Source organism: Marinilabilia salmonicolor JCM 21150 (assembly GCF_000259075.1).
GTDB classification, from domain to species: Bacteria; Bacteroidota; Bacteroidia; order Bacteroidales; family Marinilabiliaceae; genus Marinilabilia; species Marinilabilia salmonicolor.
In genome coordinates, this window is sequence record NZ_AJKI01000011.1 from 109,981 (window position 1) to 127,472 (window position 17,492).

Genomic DNA, 17,492 nt, shown 5'->3' on the forward strand with positions numbered 1-17,492 from the left:
CGCTAATACTTTTAATCAACCATTCATTAATCACTCGTTTCTTACACCCGGGCAATACGAACAAAACAACCGTAAAAACCTCAAATAAGTAGCAAATCTTTGCTCCCCACAGGTATAAAAATATCCTTTTTTCTTATGAATCTCAAACCGAAACTCTAAAAGTAATCAGAACACGCCAGAGGGATGCCTTTTTATTCAATCCTAATCACATATTATAGCTGCTCATCCCTATAATAAAGTATTCCCGGAGATTTAACCTTAGAGGACAAACCTTTAGCTGACAAGAGCAGTCAAAACAACCTCAAACCACTGAATACAAAAAAATTATTATTTTTCTTTCTCCTCTATCAGGATTATTTTTCACTATTCACCAACCATAATCAGCCCTTGCCTTTAATCTTTTTTATCAGTTTGCTACAAGAAAAAACACATATCAAAAAAAACATTAACTTTGCTTTTCTAAAAACTCATTTTCAATGCCATCAAACAAACTGACGATACTGATTGCAGATGATATGGACAGCATTGCAGAGTTTATCAAAGCTCAGCTTCATACACTCAGCAATGACATCAATTTTCAGCGCGCCCGCGATGGTTACGAAACATATCGCTGCGCACTGGAAACTAGTCCGGACATCATTCTACTGGACTGGGAGATGCCTGAGATCTCAGGGATGGAGGCCTTGAAAAACCTCAAACTCAATCCGAAAACGCAGGACATTCCGGTCATTATCATTTCCAGCTTTTCAAGTTCTGATAAAGTAAAAGAAGCTCTGGAAGCAGGAGCCATTGATTATGTCCGTAAGCCTATCGAAACCGACGAGCTCATAGCAAGAGTCAGCTCTGCCATGACACTGGCCAACACGCTCCGGGAGCTGAAAGTTCAGAAACAACAGTTGGAAATTGAGCAAAAGAAAACCCACCACATTCTAAAGAACATTTTACCTGCCGAAATTGTCAAATCGCTTAAAAGCGGAGTAGTCATTCAACCCAGACCCTATCGGAATGTCACTATTATAATGGCCGATTTGGTGAATTTCACCGAAAAAGCCACACGTATGTCTCCACGCAAACTGTTGGATGAATTGCGCATAATTTTTACCAAGTTTGATGAAATATCTCAAAAACACAATTGTGTTCGCATCAAAACCATTGGCGATGCCTACATGGGAGTCAGCGGGATGTTCAGTAACTCCAAGGAACATGCCCTGAGAGCTGCAAAAATGGCCTGCGAAATGAGAGATTTCATCCGCGAACGCAACAAACAAAAGGGCATTCAGTGGGAACTTAGAATTGGCCTGAACTCCGGTGAAATTATTGCCGGTTTTATCAGTGAACACAATTTATCTTACGACATCTTCGGAGATAACGTTAATATAGCGGCCCGGATGCAAACCTACAGTGGTCCGATGCAGATAAATGTTTCCGAATCAACCCGGAAACTGCTCGAGCCCCATTACAATTTTGTGAGGCGGGTACCGCAAAGAGTCAAGGGCAAAGGTATGATTGAGATGTACTACCTACATAAGCCAAGGGAAAGCCAAAATTTTATTACCAAAAACGTCAACGGTAACCAGCGTTCACCTGTCACACGAACCTTATAAAAAAACAATGGTCAGATTGCGCCGACCACTGTTTTATTTTAGGAGTTCTCCTCTTTCCTGTCAGCCTTTCTTCTGCAGGGTTCTGTATTTTATTCGGTGCGGAGAAGCATCTCCAAGTCGTTTCTTCTTATTTTCCTCATAATCAGAATAACCGCCTTCAAAGAAATGCACATTTGAATTACCCTCGAAAGCCAGAATGTGTGTGGACACCCGGTCGAGAAACCACCGGTCGTGCGAAACGATTACTGCACAACCTGCAAAATCATCAAGCCCCTCTTCCAGCGCCCGCAAAGTATTCACATCAATATCGTTGGTTGGCTCATCAAGCAACAGCACGTTGGCCTCTTCCTTTAGTGTCATGGCCATGTGCAGGCGGTTGCGTTCACCGCCCGAAAGAGCTCCACACTTTTTCTCCTGATCACTTCCGGTAAAATTAAACCTGGCCAGATAGGCACGGGCATTGATTTCTTTTCCTCCCATTCTCAGGGTTTCATTACCTCCGGACACCACTTCGTACACCGACTTTTCAGGATCAATATCGGCATGCGACTGATCCACATAACCAACTTTGACAGTTTCTCCCACTTCAAACGTTCCACCATCGATGGTCTCCTGCTCCATAATCATTCGGAACAGAGTGGTTTTTCCGGCACCATTGGGCCCAATAACCCCCACAATGCCGTTTCGTGGCAACTGAAAATCCAGGTTATCGAACAACAACCGATCACCAAAGGCTTTTGCCACATTGTGTGCTTCAATCACTTTTTCTCCCAGGCGTGGCCCGTTGGGAATAAATATTTCCAGTTTCTCTTCCTTTTGTTTCACATCCTCCTGCATCAGGCTTTCATAAGCAGAAAGACGGGCTTTAGACTTGGCCTGCCGGGCTTTGGGGGCCATTCGCACCCATTCAAGCTCTCGCTCAAGTGTCTTTCGCCGTTTTGACACCTGCTTTTCTTCCATCTCCAGGCGTTTGGCTTTCTGCTCCAGCCAACCCGAATAGTTTCCTTTCCAGGGGATTCCTTCCCCCCTGTCAAGTTCCAGAATCCAGCCGGCCACATTGTCCAGAAAGTACCTGTCGTGTGTAATGGCAATTACGGTCCCCTGATAATTTTTCAGAAATACTTCCAACCATTGAACAGACTCAGCATCCAGATGGTTTGTCGGCTCATCAAGCAACAATATGTCTGGCTCCTGTAGCAACAAACGACATAGAGCCACCCGTCTTCTTTCACCTCCGGAGAGTTCACTCACCGGCTGATCTTCCGGTGGACAACGCAAAGCATCCATAGCCCTTTCCAGTCGGCTATCGAGATTCCAGGCATCATACTGGTCAATTTTCTCCTGAAGTTTGGCCTGCTCATCCATCAAAGTCTGCATTTTGTCAGGATCCTCAAGCACTTCCGGATCTGCAAATTTCAGATTGACCTCTTCATACGCCTTCAGCACATCCACAACATCCTTCACCCCTTCTTCCACTACCTGTCTTACCGTTTTCTGATCATCCAGGTGAGGTTCCTGCTCCAGGTATCCCACCGAATAACCCGGAGAAAAAACGACATCCCCCTGGTATTCTTTTTCAATACCGGCAATAATTTTCAAAAGTGTTGATTTACCGGAACCGTTGAGACCAATAATTCCAATTTTGGCTCCGTAAAAGAACGAGAGATAAATATCTTTCAGAACTTTCTTCTGTGGAGGATAAACTTTACTAACCCCCACCATACTAAAAATAATCTTCTTGTCGTCAGACATATTTTTTGCTTTTTAATTCTTACACTCCGATACAAAACAAAACCCGCCGGTAAAATCACCAACAGGTTTTGATAAGACCTTGTCAACGGACAAAATCTATCTTATTTTCTTTAAATCTTTTTCCTGAAAAGCATCATCCTGTGCCATTTTCATCATAGCATAGTCAAAATAATAAAAATGCGGGTCACCTGCGCCCACCAACATTTTATATACACGTGCTCTGATTCGGGTTTTCTCGGGCCCCACCTTATGGAGAAATACTACATCCTCGCGCTTCTCTGCAATAGCCTGGGCCACCTCCTCACGAGTTACAATTCGAAATTGATGTGGATAGATATCACGAATCTCCCGTTCAGTGTCAATCTCTTTGGCCAAATCTTCTTTGGTTAGGTAAAGCACCTTATTCTCCAAATCGTCCTTCTTCTGTTTATTGTAATACTTAAAAGGATTCTTATTAATTAAAGAAGGGTCATTCAGCATTAATTGAACATGGTTTTGCATAAAACGGATAAATGCTTCCAACTTATAGCTGTAACTATCATCCTCCACCTGTTCGTATGCCAGCGGCAATGAGCACAGATCGGGCATATCACGAACTTTTGCAGCTCTCTCTGCCATCAGCAAACTTAGAAAATTATATCTGGCTTTAGTTCTGTCTCTCTCAAAGGTAGCCTTGGTTATCATCAGAAAAGAATAAGACGAATTGTTGCGGTAAGCTTCAAACTCCGCATCATTAATAAACTGGTAATCGGTAAGCGTCCAAGAGTTCTCCATCACTTTTCGGATGGCCATATTAAAATCGCTCATTGGATTTTTCTCGAGCAAAACCAACGTTTTACTCTTCATGAAATTCTGATAATCCACCTGCTCAGGCACATGCTCCTGCGCCATAAGAGACAAATTCATTGCCGCACAAACAACAACAAAAAAAAGAATACGTTTCATATTATATCATTTTTCAAATTTCAACCACGTGAGGATCAGCTCAGTAATCAACAATTGCTTTCAAGCTTTATTTAAGAACCAATCCGCCTCAAAATTTAAAAGTAAAGGTACGCAATCAGGAATCAAAATTAAGGAAAATTTACCATCTTTATAATCAAAATAGAGCGAACACATTTGTTGAAACTCTCAAAAATCAGACTACATTTACCAAACGCGAAAAATCCTAAGAAAAAATTATGCTCACATCTTTTTTTAATAAGATCATCAGCCAGTTTATTTCCGATCGTGAAGATAAGGCTGATATGGATTCAAAAACCAAGACCCTGCTGCTCAACATTACAAATTTTCTCTTTTTCATCACGGTTTTAACGCAGGGCATCATTTCCCTGATTCATGAAAACCTCATTCTTGCTGCACCATTGCTTATCCTGGCTATTGCCTTCAGCATTAATTATTATTTTAGTTCAAGGGATGAGCAGGATTTGAGGTTTCAGAATATTTTTCTAATTATACTGGGGTTGACATTCTGCTTTTTCATAATCACAGGTGGCAGCACAGGCCTTGATGGCTACTGGACCATCTTTTTCCCATTGCTGACAATGACCATCAGTGGCAGAAAAAGGGGGAGTTACTGGGCGCTCTCACTGTTCGCCTTCATCATCCTCTATTTCATAATTCCAATTCAGCCTGCCGGCTGGATGAACACCTACACGCTGGAACAAAAACTTTTCATCTCCTCCTCTTTTATTCTGGCCTTTTTTGTGGGTTACACTTTCCAATTTATCCGGTCGGAAGTTTTTCTGGAAAAAGACAGACAAATTCTGGAGTCAGAAAATCAAAACAGAGCCCAGGAAAGCCTGATAAATAAACTTTCATATCAAATACGTACTCCCCTCAACAATATTACCGGCATTCTGGAGATGTTGGAAAACTCGGTAATGAGTGATCAGCAAAGAGATTATCTCAATACCATTCACGCATCCACCAATAATTTGGTTGATGTGGTTAATAATCTGGTTTTTTCGTCCAAAACTTTCTCACATGATCCTGAAAACATTACCAGCTTCAACCTTTACACAACGCTCAACAATACTATCCGCCTGTTTTCGGCAAAACCGGCGCACAGCAGAATAAGGTTTAACCTCTCTCTGTCTGCCGACATCCCCACATCCATTACAGGAAATAGCATCAAAATCAAACAAGTGTTCCTTAACCTGGTTAGCAGTATTCTCAATAACAATAACCAGCCCAATAAATTTATAACCATCGAAGTATCCCGTCTCGATAGTATGCCGGAAAAAGTGGAATTACAGTTTCGCATAGTGACCAACATGGTTGTTCCCATGGATAAAACCAGAAGTGACGAAGGGTTTTATAACCACAACGATCTGATCAGAATTAACCACAGCCGGATTATTGACCTGCTGGATTTAGGGATAACACTGAAAATAATCGAATCTGAAGGTCGCACTTTCAGCATTTTATGCGATGATGAAAAAACCGTCTTTGAATTTTCATCCTCTTTCACCGAGGGGCAGCAATCTATCTCAGAAAATGACGGGCATCACAAAGAAATCCCTCTGCAATCGCACGAAAAACCCGGAATAGACCTTAAAAACGCCAATATCCTTTTGGCAGAAGACAACATCAGTAATCAACAAATCATTATCCTGTACATCAAAAATGCAGTCAAGAAAATAGATGTGGCGTTTAACGGAAAAGAAGCGCTGGAGAAATTCGGGCATACCAAATACGATTTGGTACTCATGGATATCCAGATGCCCATCATGGACGGACTTAAAGCCACTCAGAAAATAAGAGAAATTGAACAAAGCACCAATTCACATACGCCCATTATTGCAGTAACAGCCAATGCTTTCCCTGAAGACAAAGAACGTTGCCTGGCCACCGGGATGGATGATTACATCAGTAAACCTTTTCAGCCCGATGAGTTGCTTCAACTTATTAAAAAGCACCTCTCCTGAAAGGTTTAATGTATTTGATGATTAATTACTGCATCTGGAAAAGGAGACCGTTTGCGTTCATCTTTAACCCAAATTTGTCCCCGTGGAAACGAGCCAATTCCGTCATAAAAGCATTGTGCTAATTTTTCCCGGGGGAAGCTACTACCAATGACATATTTTTGTAAAAAACCAAAATATCAACAGATTGACAGTTGGTCCCCATTCTGGGACGCGGTTTCATTCGTTCAACCTTTCCCCGGTTTTTTTGACTGGCGTCGATCTTCGATTCGAGCTTGCCTCCTTCGGGGGCGGACCAATTCTGTCATCAAAACATTATGCCCCAAACTTTTTTTGGAGCAGGCACTCAGGATGACGTTTCTGAAGAACCGTCTTTGTTAATTGAATTGCCAAGAGGTTTAAAACCGATAACAAGCATATCGTCCACCTGTTCGACAGCCCCTTCCATCCACTCCTCTGTTTTCTGATGAAGAAATTTTTTCTGTTCGCTAAACGCCATACGGTGCATATGCAGCAGCAACAACCTGAATCGACGATACTTAAACTTCTTATGATCTGGTCCTCCAAACTGATCCGGCAGTCCGTCTGAAAAGAGATAAACCACATCATCATCTTTCAGAAAGACCTCTTTTCGGGTAAATACCGGCGACTCTCCTTCCTTCAAGTATCCAACGGGAAAACGATCTCCTTTGTAGGTGTGAATTTCATTATCGCGCACCAAATAAAATCCGTTGTAAGCTCCTGAAAATTCCAAAGTTTTATTTTTTCGGTCTATCACAATCAGCGACATATCCATGCCGTCGTTTACCCGCCCCTCTTCTTCAACAGCCGGTTGCTGACGATGCAGCGTCCTTATGAGATCGCCATTCATGGTCTTTAATATTTCTGAAGGAGATTCCACCCCCTGCACTTCAACAATATTCTTAAGAAGGTCGATTCCGATAATGGACATAAATGCCCCGGGAACTCCATGCCCGGTACAATCCACTGCCGCCACAAAAACCTTATCTCCCTTTTCATGAAACCAGAAAAAATCACCACTTACGATATCGCGCGCCCTTAAATAAACAAATGACTGAGGGAAGACATCTAAAAAAGAAACCTCTGAAGGTGTCATTGCTTTTTGAATTCGTCGGGCATAATTAATACTATCCGTAAAGCTGCGGTTGATTCGGGTCAGAATCTCACGTTGTGCCTCAATCTGGTTTTTATTCACCGTCTTTTCCTGTAGTTCCCTGTTCGCTTTTCTGTAATGTCTTACACGATAGTTTACAAACAAATGAAGCACAAATATTAATGCAAGAATATAAAATGCAAGTGCATAGTTGGACATCCAAAGCGGAGGGTTTACAACAATTTTTAGTTCCAGGGGATCATTATTCCAGGTAAAGTCATTGTTGGAAGCAATCATTTTCAGCGTATATTCCCCCGGCAGCAAATTTGAAAAAGAGACACTGTTTTCTCTGGTCACTGCCCTCCATTCCGAATCATAACCTTCCAGAAAAACACGGTAGCGATTTTTAGCAGGCTGCGTAAACTCAAGAGCAGAAAAACCTATTTCCAGACTGGTAAAAGCCCTGTACTTAAAACTTATTTCATCCGTAAAAGGCCAGAATGATTCAGCTTTCTTACCCCGTCTGACAATTTCAATTCGTGTGATTGCCAGCGGAGGTTTGTGCAGATTATATTGAAGCGAATCCGGATGAAACCAACACACCCCTTTTGCCCCACCAAAAAACAAAGTCCCTTCCCTGTTTTTAAACACACTGTTTTGATTAAAAACATATCCGGGAAGACCATCCACCACATCAAAATTAAAAACTGTACCATCGGGATTGATGCAGGAAATACCTTTATTCGTGGAGACCCATGCTCTATTGGTATGATCAGCCACTACAGATTGAATCATATCATTCTCAAGATTCCTGTTTCCCGCCATCAATTCAGGCTCGGGATTTTGAGGATCTAATTTCCATACACCCGAACGGGTACCAACCCAGATATCACCATTGTATGCCAGTTCAACGGACAAGATGGATGTTCTGATCTCAGTACTGTCGCTTCCCAAAAAAGGAATCCTCCCAATCTGCTTTGTATCCCGGTTCCAAACATTTAATCCTCCGGAGGTACCTATCCAAAGATTGCCCTCTTCATCCGTGGTCAATGCATTGATGTGATCGCTGTAAAGTCCTGACCTGGCTTTTTCATCAAAAAAGTGACTAAATACATAACGTCCATCAAAACGATAAAGTCCAAAACCTGTACCAATCCACAAATTCCCGTCATAATCACTGGCCAGAGAATAGATATGGTTGGTCTTTATCAGATTATCAATACCAAAATCGAGACCACTCCTAAATTCTTCAAATCTATCCGTGGAAGCATTCAGGGAATAAAGCCCGCAATTGGTTCCGGCCCATAGCACTCCTTCACTATCTTCGAAAATCGCATAAACAGCATATGGATAAGTATGCATTTTTCGATCACACTGTATGGGATAACTCATTACGGTGTGAGCTTCGGGATTGTACTTGTATATTCCGGAATCATTAGTCCCCAGCCATAAATCCCCGCTGTTATCCTGAAAAACACTCTGAAAGTTTACCGAACCAAAAGCTTTACTTTTTATTACCTCCCCGGGCAGTGTTTTTACTTTCGGAGGAGCAGGATTCAATTTCAAAACGCCATTAAACTTAGTACCGGCCCAGATGATTCCTGATTGATCTTCAAAGACAGAAGTAATTTCATATATTTCAAAAAGCCTTTTCCCCGGGGTGAAGTCCTTCCCGTCGGACGTCTGATTGTAAAAAAACAAACCCTGCCCGGTACCTGCCACCAGGTTTCCGTTTTTTAACAGCAAAACATCTTTGGCCTCAGGAATTTCATCAGCCCCTAAATCGACCACCGGTTCTTTTCCAAAATGGCCGGACGAATTCGCCGTCAATATATTGAGCCCTGACGAACAAGCAAGCAGGAAGGTATTACCTTTCCAACGCAGCAAATCTAAAACTGTTTCATGATTCGCCTTTGAACCCGGTTTCTCACACCGCAATCTGGAAAAATGCCTTGATTCAGTATTAAATCTGTTCAACCCATCTTTGGTCCCAACCAGAATAGAACTGTCTGACTCCACCAACAGCGGATAGGTAATGGCATCGCGTACATTAAAAACATTATTAAAGTGCCCGTAATTCTCAAATCCGACGGAATCACCTTTAAAAACAGAAACGAAAGACTGTGTTTTCACCCACAGATTACCTGATTTATCGGTAAGCAAGCCATATACTCCGTTCTCCGGAAGCGAATTATCATCTCCGGGATGTGAAAGAAAAGAAGTAAACCGACCGGTAGTATAATCCAAACGACTCAAACCGTTATTTCTGGTACCAATCCACAAATCATTATTGTTTCCGGGAACGATACATTGTATATGATTTCCGGAAATAGAGTGTTTATCTGATGGGTTATGCCGGTAAGTTATATAATTATATCCGTCATACCTATTGAGCCCATCCTCGGTTCCAATCCACAAAAAGCCGTAACTATCCTGAAAGATTTCAGTCACGGAATTATTGGACAAGCCATCTGAGATAGTCATTTGTGATGTCCCGAAATCACCTGACAACTCAGCACTCCAGGTTGCATCCGCAATCACAAAAAACAAAAAAATATGAAGAAATAGTCTTTTCACAGTCAGGGATATTGGAAAACTACAATTTGTCTGGATACAACGAAAATATAAAAAAACATGGCAATTCCCATCTATCCACCATTAAAAAACCGGAAATACAGTGAAGCATTCCGGTTTCAATCTTTTTTGGCTTCAAAAACACCTCTTCAATCATTCTTTAAACCCAACTTTTTCCTTAAACCATTCAAGATTTTGAGACTTGGGACGTTCAATGGGTAATCCATACAAACGGTCCCATATCAGCTGAGTCAATACCCCCAAGGCCCTGGAAACTCCAAAGAGCATTGTATATACAGGATATTCCGTAATGCCGTAACTCGACAACAAACTTCCTGAAATGGCATCAACATTGGGCCATGGATTTTTTACTTTCCCTGTTTCGGATAAAATATCCGGAACAACATCATATATTTTTTTTACCAGCTTAATCAGCGGAGCTTCCGGAATATACTTATTGGCAAAATCAAGCTGAACAGCAAAACGGGGATCGGTTTTTCTTAAAACAGCATGACCATAACCAGGAATAACGCGTCCTGCATCCAGCGTCGCATTTGCATACTCGCGCACCTGCTCCGTAGTAGGATTATCGGTACCCAGTTCATCCATCAACCGCTGCAACCAGTGCATCACATTTTGATTGGCCATTCCGTGCAAAGGTCCGGCAAGGCCGTTCATTCCTGCCGAAAAACTATAGTAAGGATTAGAGAGGGCCGATCCCACCAGATGTGTGGCATGAGCCGAAACATTTCCGCCCTCATGATCCGCATGAATAACCATATATAAACGCATAAGACGCCTAACTTCCTCACTTTCGAACCCCATCATATGAGCCAGATTGCCTGCCCAGTCCAAAGACGGATCAGGGTCAATATACTTTTCATCGTGAAAAACCCTACGATAGATATAAGCAGCAATTACAGGCAAACGGCTAATGAGATCCATTACCCCTTCATACATCGGATCCCAGTAATCACGTTTATCCATACCTGCCAGATACGCTCTCCGGAAATGTGATTCAGTACTCATAGCAAGAATGGCAGAATTAAACTGAATCATGGGATGTGCACTTTTGGGCAATGCATTTATAACATCAAAGGCATGCTGAGGAATATCCTGCGCTCTCTTCGCCCATGAATCACTAAGAAACTTCACGTCTTCATCATTGGGGAGCTCACCCAAAAGCATGAGATAAAACAATCCTTCAGGCAATGGTTCTCCATCCTCAGAAAGTTTAGGTAACTTCTCTCTTAACTCAGGGATTGAATAGCCCCTAAAGCGAATTCCCTCATCCGGATCCAGTTTGGAGGTACAGGTGAGTAGGGAAACCACACCTTTCATACCTGAAAAAACCTGCCCCAGAGTGGTCTCCTGAATAATAGAATCGCCATATTCTTTCTGAATTTTTTTTACAGTTTCAGCCTGAGGTCTGCCTTTTGTAATAAGTTTATCTTTTATGTAGTCCATATAAAACAATAATTGGTTATTTGCATTTGATTCTTTGGAGAGTTAGCCTGTACATATCAAAACCTGATAAACAAACAAAAAAAATTAAAAAATGTTTTGATCAACACCTGCAAACCACCGTCCATAAAAAGACACAGCTGGACAAACAAAACATCGCACTGACAAAACAACAATCAATCAAGGCAGTACAATAGAATTTGGACCACAATTAACAAATTCATTATTTTAGTTAATTAACACAAACATAAAAAAGCCGGAAAGCATTTCTGCAATCCGGCTTAAAATTCTAATCCTCTAAAAAAATCAGAGGGCTGTAATTCAGAAACTGTAAATTATTTCTTTACAATTTTCTTATATCCATAAACAGCAGCATCACCCAATTCTTCTTCGATGCGAAGCAACTGATTGTACTTGGCCATACGGTCTGAACGACTCAATGAACCAGTTTTAATCTGTCCGCTGTTGGTAGCAACTGCAATATCAGCAATGGTAGCATCTTCAGTCTCACCTGAACGGTGCGAAGTAACAGAAGTATATCCGGCACGGTGGGCCATCTCAATAGCATTCAACGTTTCAGTCAGCGTACCAATCTGGTTAACCTTAATCAGGATAGAGTTGGCAGCACCAAGCTCGATACCTTTCTGCAGGTAATCAACGTTGGTCACAAACAAATCGTCACCAACCAACTGACACTTATCACCAATCTGATTGTTGAGTTTCACCCAACCATCCCAGTCACCTTCATCACAACCATCCTCGATTGAATCGATGGGGAATTTAGATATTAGTTCAGCCAGGTAAGCAGCCTGTTCCTCTGAGTTACGCTTAGCTCCGTTAGGACCTTCAAACTTGGTGTAGTCATAAACACCATTTTCAAAAAATTCGGAAGCAGCACAGTCAAGTGCAATAGAAACCTGACCACCATCTTCCAGGCGTCCGGGCTTATATCCGGCATTATCAATCGCTTTAATGATGCAGTTCAAAGCATCCTCTGTTCCTTCAAGTTCAGGGGCAAAACCACCTTCGTCACCAACTGCAGTGCTCAGTCCGCGCTCTTTCAAAACAGCTTTCAATGCGTGAAATACTTCAGCACCCATACGCAAGCCTTCGCGGAAAGTCTTTGCACCAACAGGACGAACCATAAACTCCTGGAATGCAATAGGAGCATCGGAGTGCGACCCACCGTTGATGATGTTCATCATAGGAACAGGAAGAGTTACTGAATTGGTTCCGCCAATATATCGGTAAAGAGGCATATCAAGATATTCGGCAGCAGCTTTGGCAGTAGCCAGAGAAACGCCCAAAATAGCGTTGGCACCTAACTTGCTTTTTGTTTTGGTTCCGTCCATTTCAAGCATCTTGTTGTCAACGCCTACCTGATCCAAAGCACTCATACCAACAAGCGCAGGAGCAATCACAGTATTAACGTTTTCAACAGCCTTAAGAACACCTTTACCAAGGTAACGACCTTTATCGCCGTCGCGAAGCTCCAGTGCTTCATTTTCGCCGGTAGAGGCGCCTGATGGCACAGCAGCACGGCCAATAACTCCACAATCAAGAGTCACTTCCACTTCTACAGTAGGATTTCCGCGTGAATCCAGAATTTCGCGGGCATGAACATTAGCAATTTGTCCCATAATGTTATCGTTTTATTTCGGTTTAATATTTGATTAGAAAAAATCTCTCACCCAAGAATTAATTTACCACCCCAAATATCTCAAGAAGTAGCAGAATTGTCAAAAAAAAAGGATAAAGCTCTGACCCTTTATCCTTTTTTAAGAACTTTTAAATCAAATGAGAGCTCATCTGGTTTATTCTTCTTTTTTCTCTTCAGCTGCATCATCAGCTTTTGGCTCTTCTTTCGCAGTTTCAGGAGCCTTCTCGGCAGCCTCTGCAACAGGAGCAGCAGTTTCAGCAGTTGATTTTTTAGCTCCTCGGCGACTTCTTCTGGTACTTTTCTTGGCAGCACCTGAAGTCTCAGAAAGCATATTTTCGTTGTAGTCAACCAGCTCGATGTAGCAAACTTCGGCAGCATCTCCCTGACGATTGCCCAGTTTCAGGATACGGGTGTATCCACCTGGACGACTGGCCACTTTTTCAGAAATTTCACGGAAGAGTTCTGAAACTGCTTCTTTGTTCTGAAGGTGACTAAATACAATACGACGGGAATGAGTATTGTCAGTTTTTGATTTATTGATCAGCGGCTCAACGTACATACGCAATGCCTTAGCCTTAGCCACCGTAGTTTTAATTCTCTTGTGAATAATCAGAGAACTGGCCATGTTTGAAAGCATAGCCTTACGATGAGCACTGGTGCGGCTTAAGTGATTAAATTTCTTTCTATGTCTCATTGCAATTATTCCTTGTCTAATTTATACTTCGTAATATCCATACCGAAGTTGAGCCCCATGTTGTCCAGGAGGTCATCCAACTCAGTAAGCGACTTTTTACCAAAATTCCGGAATTTCAACAAGTCGTTTCGGTTGTATTGTACCAACTCGCCAAGAGTTTCTACATCAGCAGCCTTAAGACAATTAAGGGCACGAACCGAAAGATCCATATCAACCAGTTTGGTTTTAAGCATCTGACGCATATGCAGTACTTCTTCGTCGAACTCGTCACCGCTTGCCTTCTCTTCAGAATCGAGGGTAATCTTTTCGTCTGAGAACAGCATAAAGTGATGAATAAGAATCTTAGAAGCTTCCTTCAATGCATCTTTAGGATGAATAGAACCATCAGTCTGAATCTCGAAAACAAGTTTTTCGTAGTCAGTTTTCTGCTCAACCCGGTAATTCTCTATATCGTATTTCACATTACGAATAGGGGTATATACAGAATCGATGGCAATGGTACCAATCTCCTGTTCGGAATTCTGATTTTCAGCTGCAGGAACATAACCACGCCCTTTTTGAATGGTCAGTGTCAATTGGATTTTCACATCTGTATCCATATGAGCAATAACCAAATCCGGATTCAGTACTTCAAACCCGTTAAGGAATTGATTGAAATCACCTGCAGTCAGGGTCTCTTTACCACTGACTTTAACAGTAATCTTCTCCTGATCGTGGTCTTCCACTGTCTGTTTAAACCTGACCTGCTTAAGGTTCAGAATAATCTCACTAACATCATCAACAACACCGGGGATGCTTGAGAACTCATGGTCAACACCCTCAATCTTCACAGTTGTTATCGCATATCCTTCGAGTGAGGACAATAAGATTCTTCTTAAGGCATTTCCAACAGTAATACCATATCCCGGCTCAAGAGGACGAAATTCGAAGCGACCGAATTTGTCGTCAGCCTCGAGCATGATGACTTTGTCAGGTTTTTGGAACGCTAATATTGCCATAAGAATTAATTATTTAGAGTATAATTCAACGATCAACTGTTCTTTAATATTTTCAGGTATTTCTGACCTGTCGGGAACATTAATAAATTTTCCCTGCATGGTGTTATCATCCCATTCAAGCCAGGAGAATTTCTGAACACTTGAATTACTTAAAGAGTTACTAATCACCTCAAGTGATTTAGATTTTTCACGAACACCCACTAACTGGTCGGGGCGCAAAGTATAAGAAGGAATGTTTACAATCTGACCATCTACGGTAATGTGACGGTGCAGAACAAGCTGACGGGCAGCTGCACGTGTGGGTGCAATCCCCATGCGGTAAACAACATTGTCAAGTCTGGACTCGAGCAATCCGAGCAAAATCTCACCGGTAATACCTGTCTTACTGGTTGCTTTCTTAAACAAGTTACGGAACTGTTTTTCGAGCAATCCATAGGTGTATTTTACCTTCTGCTTTTCTTTCAACTGCACACCATATTCACTGGTCTTACGACGACGTGAATTTCCGTGCTGTCCCGGAGGATAATTTTTTCTTTCGAAATATTTATCGGGTCCGTAAATGGATTCCCCAAATTTACGGGCAATTTTGGTTTTAGGACCAATATATCTAGCCATTCTACTAAATTTTTGATTTTAAATTTTTGATTTCAAATGATGAATATGACAGCCGCAAGATTATAGAGAGGAGGTTTATAATATATATAACCCACCATAATTCAAAACTCAAAACCAAAAACTTATGGTTAACAACTAGTTAAACAATTAAACTCTTCTTCTTTTTGGAGGACGACATCCGTTGTGCGGAAGTGGGGTCACATCAACAATCTCGGTAACATCAATTCCACTGCCGTGGAGGGCACGAATAGCCGATTCGCGGCCGTTACCCGGACCTTTCACATAAACTTTCACTTTTCTCAGACCCATATCATGTGCCACTTTTGCACAATCGCTGGCAGCAGTTTGAGCTGCATAGGGAGTGTTCTTCTTAGAACCACGAAATCCCATTTTACCGGCACTGGACCACGAGATCACCTGACCATTGTTGTTGGTCAGAGAAACAATAATATTGTTAAAAGAGGAATGAATATGGGCTTGTCCCACAGCTTCCACCTTAACAACTTTCTTTCTTTGACTTCCCGTCTTTTTTGCCATAATTCAGTTAATTATTTCTTCTTGTTAGCAACAGTTTTCTTCTTGCCTTTGCGAGTGCGGGCATTGTTTTTGGTTGACTGACCGTTCACGGGCAAACCAATCCGGTGACGGATACCACGATAACAACCAATGTCCATCAGTCGCTTAATATTAAGCTGAACCTGAGATCTGAGTTCTCCTTCAGTAGTGATGTTCGAACTAATAATCTCACGGATTTTGGTCAGTTGTTCATCAGTCCAGTCTGTGACCTTGGTTTCACGGCTTACACCGGCCTGGTCAAGCACCTTTTGGGCGGTACTGCGACCTATCCCAAAAATATAGGTCAGAGATATCTCTCCCCTTTTGTGCGTAGGAATATCAACTCCTGCAATTCTTGCCATATTCGTAAAATTTTATCCTTGACGTTGTTTAAACTTCGGGTTCTTCTTGTTGATCACATATAAGCGACCTTTGCGCCGTACAATTTTACAGTCGGCACTGCGCTTCTTAACAGATGCTCTTACCTTCATGTCTCTATAATTTGTAAAATTATTTGTATCTGTAACTTATTCTTCCTTTTGTAAGGTCATAAGGAGACATTTCCACCTTGACCCGGTCGCCCGGTAAAATCTTGATGTAATGCATCCTCATCTTACCGGAGATATGGGCTGTTATTACATGCCCGTTTTCCAACTCTACACGAAACATAGCATTGGAAAGTGCTTCGATAATAGTACCGTCTTGTTCTATGGAAGCTTGTTTTGCCATAAAATGTGTATCTTTTTATTTTTCAGACTGCAAATGTAATACTTCTTCGACAAATTTAAAACTGGATAATATATCTGCTTCATTTTTTCCCACTGCAATAGTGTGCTCAAAATGAGCAGAAACCTTTCTGTCACGTGTCCGGATCGTCCAGCCATCGGCTTCCTGTACAATGTGTCGCTTTCCCAGATTTATCATAGGCTCAATGGCAATAACCATTCCTTCTTTCAACTTCACACCATTCCCTCGTCGCCCATAATTAGGAACTTCCGGAGATTCGTGAAGGTTTTTACCGACACCGTGGCCCACCATTTCACGCACTACAGAAAATCCGTTATCTTCACAGTATGACTGCACAGCATAACCGATATCTCCGATTCTTTTGCCTTCCACTGCCTGCTCAATTCCATTGTACAATGACTCCCGGGTAACTTGCAAAAGTTTTTTTATTTCGTCATCCACCTCACCTACACAGTAAGTATAAGCAGAATCTCCATAATACCCGTTGAGCAGAGTTCCACAATCCACGGACACAATATCACCATCTTCCAATGGCTTATCGTTAGGAATTCCGTGAACCACCTGGTCATTGACCGAAGTGCAGAGAGAATTGGGAAAACCCTGGTAATTCAGAAAAGCAGGAACACCTCCATGATCTCTGATAAACTCTTCTGCAATTTCATCCAGTTTGAGAGTCGATACCCCGGGTTTGATCCATTTGGCAACCTCACCATGGGTTTTGGCAACCAACATGTTACTTTCCCGAAGTAACTCAATCTCCTCTTTTGTCTTTAAATATATCATTCTGT

Annotated in this window: 15 protein-coding genes; 2 read left to right on the plus strand and 13 right to left on the minus strand. The window is 41.9% G+C overall.

Annotated features, from left to right (window positions below):
• Positions 1-476 precede the first annotated feature (476 nt).
• Complete coding sequence (locus tag W7W_RS0107505) at positions 477-1,604, plus strand: adenylate/guanylate cyclase domain-containing protein (RefSeq protein WP_010663185.1); 1,128 nt, start codon at positions 477-479, stop codon at positions 1,602-1,604.
• A 60-nt stretch (positions 1,605-1,664) separates the two neighbouring features.
• Here the strand turns inward: W7W_RS0107505 and ettA are convergent, their stop codons facing one another.
• Positions 1,665-3,356 carry an energy-dependent translational throttle protein EttA gene (gene ettA / locus W7W_RS0107510; protein ID WP_010663186.1) on the minus strand — a complete coding sequence of 564 codons (1,692 nt, stop codon included), beginning with the start codon at positions 3,354-3,356 and terminating at the stop codon, positions 1,665-1,667.
• A 96-nt stretch (positions 3,357-3,452) separates the two neighbouring features.
• Positions 3,453-4,301 carry a hypothetical protein gene (locus W7W_RS0107515; RefSeq protein ID WP_010663187.1) on the minus strand — a complete coding sequence of 283 codons (849 nt, stop codon included), beginning with the start codon at positions 4,299-4,301 and terminating at the stop codon, positions 3,453-3,455.
• 236 nt (positions 4,302-4,537) lie between these two features.
• On the opposite strand from W7W_RS0107515, the gene W7W_RS0107520 reads away from it, so the two are divergent.
• A complete protein-coding gene (locus tag W7W_RS0107520; protein WP_010663188.1) occupies positions 4,538-6,286 on the plus strand; it encodes a response regulator in 1,749 nt (582 codons plus the stop codon).
• A gap of 343 nt (positions 6,287-6,629) precedes the next feature.
• Here W7W_RS0107520 and W7W_RS0107535 read toward each other — a convergent pair whose 3' ends face one another.
• From W7W_RS0107535 to map, 11 genes are all read right to left on the minus strand, one after another.
• Entirely contained in the window at positions 6,630-9,974 is a 3,345-nt protein-coding gene (locus tag W7W_RS0107535) for a ligand-binding sensor domain-containing protein (protein ID WP_234408685.1), read from the minus strand.
• Between the two features lie 150 nt (positions 9,975-10,124).
• Positions 10,125-11,438, minus strand: a complete 1,314-nt coding sequence (locus tag W7W_RS0107545) for a citrate (Si)-synthase (protein WP_010663190.1) — start codon at positions 11,436-11,438, stop codon at positions 10,125-10,127.
• A gap of 332 nt (positions 11,439-11,770) precedes the next feature.
• On the minus strand, positions 11,771-13,075 hold the full coding sequence (gene eno, locus W7W_RS0107555) for a phosphopyruvate hydratase (protein WP_010663191.1): 1,305 nt from the start codon (positions 13,073-13,075) through the stop codon (positions 11,771-11,773).
• 174 nt (positions 13,076-13,249) lie between these two features.
• On the minus strand, positions 13,250-13,789 hold the full coding sequence (gene rplQ, locus W7W_RS0107560) for a 50S ribosomal protein L17 (RefSeq protein WP_010663192.1): 540 nt from the start codon (positions 13,787-13,789) through the stop codon (positions 13,250-13,252).
• 5 nt (positions 13,790-13,794) lie between these two features.
• Positions 13,795-14,787 (minus strand): DNA-directed RNA polymerase subunit alpha, encoded by a 993-nt coding sequence (locus W7W_RS0107565; RefSeq protein ID WP_010663193.1) that lies wholly within the window; start codon positions 14,785-14,787, stop codon positions 13,795-13,797.
• A 9-nt stretch (positions 14,788-14,796) separates the two neighbouring features.
• A complete protein-coding gene (gene rpsD, locus W7W_RS0107570) occupies positions 14,797-15,402 on the minus strand; it encodes a 30S ribosomal protein S4 (RefSeq protein ID WP_010663194.1) in 606 nt (201 codons plus the stop codon).
• A gap of 147 nt (positions 15,403-15,549) precedes the next feature.
• Positions 15,550-15,939: a 30S ribosomal protein S11 gene (rpsK, locus tag W7W_RS0107575; RefSeq protein WP_010663195.1), complete on the minus strand. Its 390-nt coding sequence runs from the start codon at positions 15,937-15,939 to the stop codon at positions 15,550-15,552.
• A gap of 11 nt (positions 15,940-15,950) precedes the next feature.
• Positions 15,951-16,319, minus strand: coding sequence for a 30S ribosomal protein S13 (gene rpsM, locus W7W_RS0107580; protein ID WP_010663196.1), 369 nt, complete (start codon positions 16,317-16,319; stop codon positions 15,951-15,953).
• A 12-nt stretch (positions 16,320-16,331) separates the two neighbouring features.
• Positions 16,332-16,448 (minus strand): type B 50S ribosomal protein L36, encoded by a 117-nt coding sequence (gene ykgO, locus W7W_RS23135; RefSeq protein WP_009779203.1) that lies wholly within the window; start codon positions 16,446-16,448, stop codon positions 16,332-16,334.
• Between the two features lie 19 nt (positions 16,449-16,467).
• Positions 16,468-16,686 carry a translation initiation factor IF-1 gene (gene infA / locus W7W_RS0107585; RefSeq protein WP_010663197.1) on the minus strand — a complete coding sequence of 73 codons (219 nt, stop codon included), beginning with the start codon at positions 16,684-16,686 and terminating at the stop codon, positions 16,468-16,470.
• Positions 16,687-16,701: 15 nt separating this feature from the next.
• Positions 16,702-17,487, minus strand: a complete 786-nt coding sequence (map, locus tag W7W_RS0107590; RefSeq protein ID WP_010663198.1) for a type I methionyl aminopeptidase — start codon at positions 17,485-17,487, stop codon at positions 16,702-16,704.
• Positions 17,488-17,492 lie beyond the last annotated feature (5 nt).